Here is an 11,916-nt window from a genome sequence, read left to right as displayed (position 1 = left end):
CGACGACAAGCGGTTACTTACATTGAGTGCGCGCGATATCGCCCGTACGCGAGCAGCACGAAAAACACCAGTGAGGCTAACGCACCGACAAGCAGTGACGCCCTTGCTACGCGCGCCCAGTTATCAATTTGTGGGTCGTTCAGTGATCTATAGTCACCACTCACCAGCCAGACAATCGGCGCGTAGTTGAATTTACCGTCATCCCCGAGGCGCGCGCGCTCTGCCGGATAGTCTCTCTGCAGTTTAGCGGCGATTTTGCTCTGCATGAAGCCGCAGGCTACCAGACCGATCAGGGCTAGAGCGATAAGCACCTCGAAAATGTGCATAACACCGGCGAAATTCATGTCGTGAAATTTTTCCTGAGTTGCTTTACCTTTGCTGCGGAAGATTATCGACGATTTCCATATCAAGGCCGACTTACCGCTTCTGGCAGCACAACGACAGAAACGTGGGTCTCGTCAATGATCCCGACTGATCATGTAACTCTACATTCCCCCTCAATGGCAAATCCTTCCTCTACAAGAAATCATTACCACAATCGGCCGCCTTCATCTAATTCAAGTTCCGACTGACATTGAATTCTGGGACGCGACCAGCTTCGGCGGCGGGCTGCACTGGCAAATACACAGGTCATCGCTCAATGCCACTCGTCGACCGTTCGGGCCTGACATCGTAACGCGCGGGCCGTCGCACTGGATCTTGCCGATCGAATTGCACGCGGGACACGACACGTCGTCACCCTCCTGGGCGATCGCACGATCGTTGAGTACTAGCGTGGTCGATCGCGCCAGCACCGTTCCGTGGGCCGTGGGATCATCTAGCGTTGCATGCTGATGGCTAACTCCTTCCGCACTAAAGGTCAGACTGGGTCGAGATACCCGATCAGTTCCCACTGCACTTTTTTCATCTGCTGACGTGGCTCCAAGATCTGATCCAGTAAAGCAACTTTGCGCGGCTCATGCACAATGAGCGACGGTAATACGTCGCCTTTCAGGAAGCGCCGCTGACCGTCGCCCGCCTGACCTTTGCCGAGCTTTGCGCACCACACGCCGTCTTCCGGGCATTGTTCGCCTGTGGTGGCGACTGTACCGATCGGCGATCGCGATATGACGGTCGCGGGCTGATCCTCCAGTGACGTCTTGCTGGACGAGGCAGCCAGCGGCAAACCGGTCGCGGGGTCGAGGTTCTTGGCTTTCGCCATCTGATCAATGAGTTCGTCGGAAGGCTGAGACGGCGGCACCGCTGCGTCCTGATCCTTCTGCCACTGGAAGGTGCCGTCCCACGGCGGCAGCTTCGCCGGCGGCAACGGCACGATCTTGTCGACGTCGGGCACCTTGGGGTTACGGCTTTCGTTGCTATCGATGAAGTCACCGATTGCCCTATAGCGCCGCACGCGCTCCGGATCTTCGGGCAGCGCGAGGTAAGTCAACTCATCGCTCTTCGGAGGCCCCTTGAAACCGGACTCAAGAAAGGAAGCCGATAGCCTATTCCCCGCCTCCACCCCCTTCTGGAAAGTTTTAATGGCTTCCGGATAAAATCCATCATCCTGTAGGTCGACACCTAACGTGCCCGCAGCTTTCCCATAACTCTGGTCAGTCGCGCACTGGCGCATCTGCTTCGCAATCGCAGGCGCCTTATCCATCGGTGCCAACAACTCACCGATGCGATACTGCGCTTCGGGGCTGCCCAGATCGGCCGCCTTACGGAAATAGCGCAGCGACGTTTCTGCGTCCTCTTTCAGGCCGTAACCTGTTTCAAGGTAGTAACCAATATCGTAGTACCCGCCAGGTATCCCCTGTTCTACCAGTCTCGCGGCAAGGTCTACAACCTCTTTCGATCCTTCAGGAGAGTGAGCGAGCCCCTGCGAGATCAGCAACTGGGCGTTCTCATTAGCCTTGTAGTGCCCATATGCAGCTGCGATCCGGTAGTACCGCAGAATATCGTCAAAATCCTTGGGTCCGTCTCTTTTCTGCAGATAGCGAGCGTACCGGAAAAGGCTGTCTGCCTTGGGGTCGAGTGGCGGCAGATGATCGGACTCATGCGTGCAGGTGAACGCGAGATTGGCACGCACAGCGCTCATGTCAGGTAGCTGGGTCACTGCAGTTTCCTTTTTGGTACAAGCGCAGACAACAAAAACAATTGAAGCCATCAGGATATATCTGTTCATCGGTCAATCTTTGAAAGAGCGATCATTCTCGACTCGCAAGAAAGCGATCAACGAAGCTACGGGCGTGTCCCTTTTGTACTTTCTCGCCTTATTCCGCTCGATAATCTGACTCCACGCGTTGAACGCATCCGTGGGATTTTCCAGATCCGCCCGAGGGTTCCCTTGTCGGTCAGCGGTGTGCAATTTGAACAAATCCAGCCGTAAGTTCCGTGCGACATCACCGTTCTCGCTACAGAAATTCAACTCACTGTCCACCTTCATACTCCGGGTGTTGATGTTTGCAGAGCCTTGCGTCACGAAAGCATCATCGATGGTCATTACCTTCGCGTGCACGTACACGTCGGCCCAATTGCCTCCGGGCGAATCTGGTGCAACCAATGTGCAGATCTGAATCTTTAGCCCCTCTACCGGCGTCGGCGGGGCATCCGCACTGATGTGCTCATTCGCCGCTATCTTGTTCTTTATGTCGCCAATCTTCTCTTGAGTCTCCAGTTGGTCCATCTGATTCTGCTGGTAGGCCGACGCGAGGCTCATGGCTGAACCATCGAAAGGGCTGGCAGGCGTGGACTGAATTCTCTGTGCGGCTGCCTGCTGCTGTGCAAGTTGCGCTTCCAATGCCTTTTGCTGCGCGGCTAGGTCCGGCGCCCTCTCCAGCTGGGCTACACCTGGCATGGAATTGCCGTAGCCCAGAGAGTCGAGCATCTGGTATGTCGCGACTGTGCCGTTCCCGACCGCGGCAGTACTCGAGTTCGTGATGACGAACAGATAGATCGGGCCGTGTTTGCCTGGATCCCGCCCCCCGGCGACGTGACTTTTCGCGACACTCCTTATCTTGTCCCCAAGCTCTTGCCAGCGGAAATACTGGTTCTGGAAAAAGATGTACTGCGTCGCATTGTTCACCGCCTGCAGATACATCCGCCCGATGTCTTCCTTGCCCTTCTGCGACTGCGTGCGCAACACCTGCGCCATGAGCTTCGTGTTGTCATTATCGTCTCGCATTTTCAGGCTGCAAGGGTCGACATGCGACCTGGATTTGGCCAGATCTTTGCCTGTCGCGTCGTCCCACGCGGTGCAAAAGTTATCGTTCAGATACTGGAGGACAGGGCCGGTAAGGCGCCCTGAGATGTCCTGCCACGGGGAGGGTCCGTTGCGTCCGGCGGAGGGCGACGCCGCGGGCTTGAAGTCGTGCCGGCTCGTATCCCAGTACTGGTCGAGCATGTTATGGCCCATCACGAAGCCAACGGCAAGATCCGGGTCTTCGTAATCAATCAGCACCATTTTCTGGTGATGCGTAGGCTCGGCAACCATCCCCTGCGTATTTCCCGCTATCAAACGGGGATCGTACCCCTGCGCTTTTTCATAGCTTCTCAGCCGGCCGAAGATTTCGGAACGCTCGCTCACACTAAAGGTCCGGGTAGCGAACTCGAGATTCTTGAACGCGTCCTCTTTATGGTACCGCTGATTGTAGGCACCGTTATAAGTTGTCCATAGACCCATCGGCGTGGCGGCTTTGACCGCGCTGAACTTCGTGACGTTGTTCATATTCGCGCCGCGATACCAGGCGCTATCAAAAGCCAGCTCTTCCTTCGTCTGATAGTCCGCCGAATATAACGTTGTGAGCTGGGACACCATTTCGGAAACCCGACCTGGAAGGACACCTTTGACGTCCGTCGTACCGTCGTAACCAGGCATGTTGTTTTCGCTCAATGCGGCGATATAAAGAGGATCGTGCCAGCACAATAGCCGTACCTTGACCTTGTCCGTGGCGTCCAATTTCCGGAGCAGTTCGCCAATGCGCAACGCGCGCTCTTTGCCGCGCTTGAAATACATTGATGGCTGGAAACCCCAGCAGATAATGTCGACGGTTTTCGTGGCCTTCGCGATGGCATCGTAGACAGCGCCAAATGCCGCCTCGCCATTTATCAGGTACTGATAGGTTCCATAGGTGGCGGGATATTCGGCTTTATCCACAAACCACTTCATCGCAATCGTGCCGGTGTTCGTCTGATTCAGCGCGATCGGTGTGGTACACGTCATATTTGATGCTGCCATAACTTACGCGTCCAGAGAAGGATTGAGAAAATCGTTGTAGTACTGCCGGTGCACCGCGCGCTCGGGCGCTGGCGTGTCGCCGTCGGGCTGGGCTTCATGAAACCGGAACCCCTGGTTCGCGAGCGCCCCATTGACCGGGTCCCGGTATTCACCCGGAACCGGAATCTCATGCTTGTCGCCGTTGGCCATTTCCAGCGTGTACTGCTGGGTCGTGACGTGATGATCGATAGGCAACTGGCCAGTCTTGTCGAACACTCCCTGCTTCACTAGCGCACCATCCGCGAACAGCTTGTATGGCATCCCCGCAGGCACAACGTTCGTAGCGGACGGGGAAGCCATGGTGTTCAGCATCAGCCTGCGCGTCGGCATATCCTTGAACGCGGGGTTGGTCACATCCATTCGCGTCGGTCCGCTGAACGAATGTTGTGCCCCCTTGATATCGATTTTGCCCGGCGCATGGATCTCGATGTTGCCGCCCTTGATGCGTATATATCCACCCCCGGACGTTAGCAGTATCTCCTGCTGCGCGGCCGCCTTTATCTGCTCCGTCGCCGAGACCAGCAGCAAAGACTTCTGCGCGGTCAACTCGACGTTGTCCGCATGCGCCTGCACTTCCACCTTCCCTTTCGCCGCGAACAGCTTCATGCCCGCGTTCTGCACGAACAGGCTCAGCCGGTTCGTGATACTCGCGACCAGCGATTTGCCCGCCGCGATGTGCGCGCTCTGCCCGCTCACCAGGTTGATGTGCTGGTCGGCCGCAACATGCGCGGATTTTTGCGTTGACATTGCGATGCCCGCCGGCGCGGCAAACAGCATCACCGGTTGCGAGAACGCACCAGCGTTGCCCGTGCCGCCGCCGGCCGTCGCCCCGCCACCGGTCGTCCCCGACGCACTGTGCTGCGTCGCGTTGACAAAACCCTTCAGCGCATCCTGCCCGTCCTTCAGGCTTTCAGCCTGCGAGGCTTCGCTTGCCTGCGACGCCGCGTCGAGCACGCCCGCCGAACCGGCAAGCTGGTTGCTGGCCGCACGCGCGTCGAGCGGCTGACTGGCGACAGGATGTGTCGTCACGTATAGTCCGCGGCCCGCACGCAACGCGCCGTACGCGTCCGAACTCAGGTCGAAGCCGCTGCCGAGATAACCACCGCGTGTATTGCCGCTCTGGTCGATCAGATACCCTAGGTGTAACTGCGCATTCGTGCTGGAGCTGTATAGATGTACGCGATTCTGCGAGGTCGAGTCGTCCATCACCATCTGGTTGAAACCGTCGCCCGAGAACTCCTTCGACCGGTAACCTGACAGCAAACCGTTCGAATGCCACTGCGGTTTCGCCTCGCCGTTGTAGACGCGATGCAAGGCGATTGGCCGATCGATATCATTGCCGACGTAGCCGATCAGCAACTCCTCTCCTGCCCGCGGCGTGTGCACCGAGCCGTAGCCATCACCCGTATCCGACTGCACCACGCGCACCCAGCATGACGCACGCTCATCGCCCTGATTGATCCGGTCCCAGACGAACATCACCTTGATCCGGTTCAGTTCGTCGGTATACGCTTCGGCCCCGTTCGGGCCGACCACGATTGCGGTCTCCAGCTTCGCGTCCGGCTTGTGGTGTTCGAATGGACTGCGATAAGGCACGGCGGTGCGTTGCGCCTCGACCTCGACGTGATAAAAACCCGTCGATCCGTCGGCGTGAGACACGCTGAACGTGTCACCCGAATCGGCCGCCTGTGCCCGTGCAAGTTCGCTCTGCAGGCTGTGCGGAAAGTTGACTTCGTGCCCGGACAGCGGCAGGTTGTTGCCGATCGTCCACTCGACCGCGATTGCCGCGAATTCGCGCTGCCCCGCCGGATCCTGATCATGCTCCGGGTGCCCGGCAATGGTGAACCGCACGCCAGCGTCGATCGCGCGCAACCCGCCCTCACCGTGAAAGCGTTTGGCCCGCGACTCCCATTCCTCCATGCGGATCTTTGAAAGATGGTCGCCGCGCGTCTGCTCCAGATAGGTATAGCCGCCCGTGTATTCATACACCTCCATCTGGGACGGCAGCGAACCCTGGTTCGCTATGGTGGGCACACTGGTCGCCTTCGGATTGAACGGCGTCGACGGATTTTTATAGTCGAAGGTGCGTGTCGACAGTAATGCCGATTGCAGCGTGCGCGTGCCCGACCACTGCACCAGCGCATCCGTTTCGCTGCCCGTTCCCGCACGATAGAAATTCACCTGCTCCGGTGACATCGGCACGAGCGTCTCAAGGCGATCGGTAATCACCAGCGTGTGCGACTTGCCGTCGTCAGCCTGTTGCCAGAATCCGTACAAACCTTCGGACTCCATCAACCGGTGCACGAAATTCCAGTCGGTCTCTTCCTGGCGGCAGTACGAGCGGGTCGGCAGCGGCTGGGAGAGTGCGAAGCGGAACATGCCCTGCGCCTGCGGGTGCTGGTTGAAGACGTCCGAGATGATCTCGTCGGCCGCCGTGTCCTGCCAGTACTTCTGGTCGCGGCGAAAGCGAAGGAAATGCATCCACGACGCGTAGCCTAGCTGGTACGAAGTCAGCCCACCGTCCGCGCCAAGGCGCCGGGCCGTGTGTACATAACCGTGATGCGGGTGATAGGAACGGTCCGATTGCTGGATCCATAGCGTCACCGGCTGGGCGATCAGCGTCTTTAGCGCGACATCGCCGGACGTAGAAACGACGTCGACGGTCCACGTGAAATCGCGCCCGATCCGCGAGCGCCCGATCGCCCGCTGTGGAAGCAAGACATTATTGCCTGCTGGAGTGTCGAGTTTAATAAGGCGGTCCTGCTGCGACAGACCACCCCTTATCGCCCCGATTATGTTCTGGGTATCCATACCGCCCCCGACTCAATTCTCAACCCGAATCTCGCGATTCTACAGATCAATTGTCCGCGAACAAATGCGTCAACTCCATGGAAATGTCAAACGGATGAAATCCGGCATCTTTATATGCGCGACGAATCGAATAGCCGGGCAAAATCAGGCGCCGGGCGTAGGCTGATACAACTAATTTCCGCGCCGACTGTCCGCGGCATGTGCCGCACAGCCACGTCGCTGGCGAGCCGGCGCAGACGGCGTCGCCGTAAGCTTCCCGCCAAGATAATCCGAATAATCCGACCGGTTGTGCAGCTTCGTCCTAACTGAAAATAATCGCCGCCTCGCGCACAGCTTCCTAGGCGTCACTTCCGACCGTATATCGGATATCCACGGTTTCGATACGAAATCCTTCAAATGGCCGCCGAATACCCGGGCAATCATTATTCTTACAATTTATTTACATTTAGAATGTATAACGAGGTCGCCACTTCCGTATATTCGGACCTGGGAAACAGCACGCCATGGCATTCCGCCCCCCAGTAGGTCGGATCAAGATAGAACAGCGTAAGAGCGCCGTTTCGGACCTTGGTACCGCGAAAACGATGAGAAATACGGGGGTACCCGACACCGCACAGAGAAAAGCGTCCAGTGCGAAAAATCCGCCAGAAGGCGTTTCCCACCAGATCGGCTCTACGCCGTATACCTCACCGGCAACGCCGTCGAATACTTGATCTGCTCCATGGCAAAACTGGAACTCACGTCATAAAGCGGCACGGCGGCAATAAGAAGTTTATAAACCCGGTCATAGTCATCGATATCCGACACCACGACCCGCAGCAGATAATCGGTTTCCCCGCTCATCCGATACACCTCCACCACCTCCGGTATCTGCTGCACCGCGCGCGTGAAGGTCTGCGCCCACTCCTCCGTATGCTGATTCGTGCGCACCGCGACGAACACCGTCGTGCCCACCCCGAGCTTGCGCGCGTCGCATAACGCCACCTGCGCGCGAATCACGCCGGCCTCTTTCAGGCGCTGCAGCCGCTTCCAGCAAGGCGTTTGCGACAGATTCACGCGCTGCGCCAACTCGGCGATCGGCATCGTCGCATCCTCCTGCAACAGCTCCAACAGCTTCCGGTCGATGATATCCATTCCCATCATGGCACCCCCATAGGAAATTATTCTACTTTTGAGACTCCGAGGGGAATTATATGGAAACTCTTTCTCCGAGCAAACGGGTATAAATGTCGCTATCGAAAATAACGCCCAGACAGCCGCCGCCCGGCTGCGCAACGATCATGAGCCAAGCCCTTCGTACCGCCCCCCTCGCCCATCTGTGCGACGCGCTCGACGCGATCTTCGAGGCCTGCTCGGCATTCCCCGAGCCGTCGGCCTCCACCTTCTTCGCGCGCAGCATGCGCATTGCGCTTGCCGACGCCGCCGCGCATCCCGACTTGCTGACCTCCGCGCAACGCGAAGGCGCGGCGGAAAACTACCGCCGTCATCTGCTGGCCGCCGATCCGCACGGCCGCTATGCAATCGCCGCGCTGGTGTGGCTGCCGAACCAGGCAAGCCCCGTCCACGCGCATCACACGTGGTGCGGCTATGCGGTGCTGGACGGTACGTTGAGCGAAACGGTATTTGAATGGAACGGCGCACAGCATTGCGCCAGCGCGACGCGCACACAAGCGCGCAAGCATGGCGCGGTGTCGCTTGTGCGCGGCGGTCGCGGCGGGATTCATCAGTTGGGTAATCGCAGCGACGCGCCGGCGATCTCGCTGCATGTGTACGGCGTCGCAGGCGCGCAGATTTCGACGCACGTGAATGACATCGTCCGCACGGCCGAGGCAACGGCGCTGGCCTGATCGATCGATCGATCTTCAAACGTATGTTCCGACCCGACCTCGCCCCAGCGTGACACGTTCACTGCGGCAAAAAACGCTAACGCGTCAGGCCGTCAAATACGTCCCCGGCGGCAAGCAACACAGACCGTTGGTCCAAGCCGCGACGACAAGCTCTCTCAACTCTTCCCGTCCCCTTCGCCGGCCGTAGGAATCTGCGGCGGGATCGGCGCGGTCTGTCCGGTCGGCGGCGGTGCCGGACGCGGTTCGTGCGACACGTCGCGTGCCACTGCCAACGGCGCATGCACACCCCGCGCCGCCGAACCTGAAGCCGAAGCCAAACCCGAACCGGTCTCCGCATGCCCATGCCCGTGTCCATGTGGCACGAAACCAGACATCTCGTCGTCCTGCAAAGGCTGCCCTTCGCTATCCTTCGACGACGTATAGACCCGCATCTGCGGCACCGGAATCTCAATACCGGCTTCGTCCATCTTGCGTTTGAGCCGCAGATTGAACGCACGCGCGACGCTCCATTGCTGCAGCGGCCGCGTCTTGATCTGTCCTTTCACGACCATCCAGTTCGGATCGAAACGGTCGAGTCCCCACACCTCGATCGGGCCGAGCATCTCGCGACGGTAACGGAAATCGGCCATCAGATCGGCGCCGACCTCGCGGATCAATTGCGTGATCTGATCGACGTCGGTGGAGAAGGACATACGCACCTCGAACACCGCGTACGCAAAATCGCGCGACAGGTTCTTGACGATCTTGATCTGCGAGAACGGAATCGCGTGGATCGCCCCCTGCCCGTCACGCAAGCGCACGGTCCGGATCGACAGATGCTCGACGGTGCCCGCGTGACCGCCGTCCACGTCGATCCAGTCGCCGACCGAAATCGTATCTTCGATGATGATGAACAGCCCTGTAATCAGATCGGTCACGAGCGACTGCGCGCCGAACCCGATCGCGAGACCGATCACCCCGGCGCCCGCCAGCAATGGCGTGACGTTGATCCCGAGGTTGGCCGCCGTGACGATGCCGGCGACCGTCATGATCGACACCAGCAGCACATTGCGCACGAGCGGCAGCATCGTGCGGGCGCGCATGCTGGGACCGCGCCCCTTGTTGCGCGAACCGCCGGGACTGAGCGCCTCGGTAATCGCCGTATCCACCAGAATCCACAGCAACCACGCGATGAACACCGTGGCGATGATCGCCGTCACCGCATGCGCGATGCCGCGCGCGGCGACGTTTTCCTCGATCACTTCCGCGAGCGACACGCCCCACAAACGCGCCGCGAGTTCAAAGAAAAACAGCCAGATGAAGAGTGTCAGCAACGTGCCGCAAAACCGCAGCAGACGCGTCAGATACGGCGAACGCCGACGAGCGCGCGCGCTACGCGGACGCGTCATGCGCAGCACGATGGCCGAGAGGAAAAACGCCAGCACCAGCAGCAGCGCGGTTACCACCGAAATCTGCAGCACGTTCTCGCTGGACCCCGATCCGCCGAGCGTGGCCACCACCGACGCCGTGGCCAGCACCAGCACCGGCACGTGCCAGAGCGCGGCGAGCACGTCGAAGGCATCGGTCGCGGCCTTGTGGTCGGTGCGCTGCTGATAGGGCCGGTTGCGGATCAGGTGCGCGACCGGCCGGCGGAACGCCAGCGCGAAATAACCGGTGAGAATCGCGGCCGTCATATTGGCCGCCGTCGAAATCAACGCGGCGAGATTCGAGCCGAGCTGATGCGCGACGTCGTAATTGACGGCCGCATCGCCGAGCGCTCCGCACACGCCGACCAGGAACAGCACGCGCCGCGCGTGATCGATCAGCAGCCGCACCGCGACCCGCCGATGCCCCGAGCCGAACAGCGAAAACATAATCAGGCAGATTGCCGAAAACACCGCGCCCGCGACGATCGCGTACGCAACCACCATGCCGAGCGTGCGACCGAGCGCGTCGGGCATCGCGCGGACGAACAGCAGCGCGGCGAGAAACGCGACGATCCACGGCCCGACGCGGCGCAGCGCGAAGATCAGCAACTCGCCCGTGGTGGGATTCGGGTTGAGTCCCATGAGAATGCCGAAACGCCGGTACAGCCGATGCTGCACATAGACCAGCGCGCCGGCACAGGCGCCCCAGCCGGCCAGCATTGCGATCATCGAGAACAGAATACGGCCGAAGCTTTCCTGGCCCTGGCCCGAGACGATCGTGTACAGCTCGTTGCCGGCCGCGTTGAAGCGGCCGCCCCAATAACGCACCGGCGTGCGGCCCTGATGCACGTCGGTTTCGAACGATGCAATGCCCGACGCGATCGCGCCGAGCAAGCCGGGACTCGGTTGAACCGGTGCGGGCGGCGCGACGTTCTGCGAGACGGCGCGCAGCTTCTTGAGCTGGGTGACGAGCGCGGTGCGCTGGCGGTCGTTGTCGAGCGTGGCGATCACGCTGTCGAGCGAGCGCGTCAGTTCCGCCTGGCTTGCCGCGGTCGGCGCGGACGCGGCATCCGCCGCCGAAGCGCCCGAAGCCGCGGCGGGAGGGTTGGCCGTCGCGCTGTTGATCAGGCTCTGCAACGCGGGAATGACCGGCGTACTGGTCACGGCGCCGGCGGCCCAGGCGTTCGCGGGCAGCATTCCGGCGCACAGGATCAGCACGGCGCAGAACGCGGCCACCCATGCGTTAAACCACGCGCGGACGCCATGGCCGCGGCGGGTGTGGGGTCCGTCACGAAGCGCGGAAAAATGAAAGACGGCGTGAATCGCAAGCTGCCCGCCGTTGGACGGCGCAGCCTCGGACTCACGCCGCGAGGGGCATGACTGCATGGCAATCCGTAAGAAAACGGGAGACGCCAGTGTAGCCGCAGTTTTATCGGGCGCGACCGAACATGCGTAACCGAATGTTAGGACGCTTGCGCGCCGACGCCCTCGCGGGCGCGGCGAGCGTTATCCGGTCATGGGCCGGAAAGCCGGTTTTGTCCGCCGTCAGGCTCAACATGCCCAATGAGCCCATTAGCCCATGAGCCCGACAAGC

General features: G+C 60.2%; 8 protein-coding genes. 1 reads left to right on the top strand and 7 read right to left on the bottom strand.

What is annotated here, in order from left to right; all coding sequences use genetic code 11:
* Positions 1-17: 17 nt before the first annotated feature.
* From B0G83_RS23970 to B0G83_RS23945, 6 genes are all read right to left on the bottom strand, one after another.
* Positions 18-410, bottom strand: a complete 393-nt coding sequence (locus B0G83_RS23970; RefSeq protein ID WP_146120287.1) for a hypothetical protein — start codon at positions 408-410, stop codon at positions 18-20.
* A gap of 147 nt (positions 411-557) precedes the next feature.
* Complete coding sequence (locus B0G83_RS23965) at positions 558-893, bottom strand: PAAR domain-containing protein (RefSeq protein ID WP_374954937.1); 336 nt, start codon at positions 891-893, stop codon at positions 558-560.
* On the bottom strand, positions 860-2,167 hold the full coding sequence (locus tag B0G83_RS23960) for a sel1 repeat family protein (RefSeq protein ID WP_219849043.1): 1,308 nt from the start codon (positions 2,165-2,167) through the stop codon (positions 860-862). The genes B0G83_RS23965 and B0G83_RS23960 overlap by 34 nt, the downstream gene beginning before the upstream one ends.
* A gap of 3 nt (positions 2,168-2,170) precedes the next feature.
* Positions 2,171-4,219: a phospholipase D-like domain-containing protein gene (locus B0G83_RS23955; RefSeq protein WP_105509886.1), complete on the bottom strand. Its 2,049-nt coding sequence runs from the start codon at positions 4,217-4,219 to the stop codon at positions 2,171-2,173.
* 3 nt (positions 4,220-4,222) lie between these two features.
* On the bottom strand, positions 4,223-7,069 hold the full coding sequence (locus B0G83_RS23950; protein WP_105509885.1) for a type VI secretion system Vgr family protein: 2,847 nt from the start codon (positions 7,067-7,069) through the stop codon (positions 4,223-4,225).
* 672 nt (positions 7,070-7,741) lie between these two features.
* Positions 7,742-8,209, bottom strand: a complete 468-nt coding sequence (locus tag B0G83_RS23945; protein ID WP_105509998.1) for an Lrp/AsnC family transcriptional regulator — start codon at positions 8,207-8,209, stop codon at positions 7,742-7,744.
* Between the two features lie 140 nt (positions 8,210-8,349).
* Here B0G83_RS23945 and B0G83_RS23940 point away from each other — a divergent pair, with 140 nt between their 5' ends.
* Positions 8,350-8,916 (top strand): cysteine dioxygenase family protein, encoded by a 567-nt coding sequence (locus B0G83_RS23940; protein ID WP_258168176.1) that lies wholly within the window; start codon positions 8,350-8,352, stop codon positions 8,914-8,916.
* A gap of 155 nt (positions 8,917-9,071) precedes the next feature.
* Here the strand turns inward: B0G83_RS23940 and B0G83_RS23935 are convergent, their stop codons facing one another.
* A complete protein-coding gene (locus tag B0G83_RS23935; RefSeq protein WP_105509883.1) occupies positions 9,072-11,708 on the bottom strand; it encodes a mechanosensitive ion channel family protein in 2,637 nt (878 codons plus the stop codon).
* Between the last annotated feature and the right edge of the window lie 208 nt (positions 11,709-11,916).

The sequence above is a fragment of the Paraburkholderia sp. BL21I4N1 genome (genome assembly GCF_002973525.1).
In the GTDB taxonomy this organism is placed as follows: domain Bacteria; phylum Pseudomonadota; class Gammaproteobacteria; order Burkholderiales; family Burkholderiaceae; genus Paraburkholderia.
This window is presented reverse-complemented; position numbering and strand designations above follow the sequence as displayed.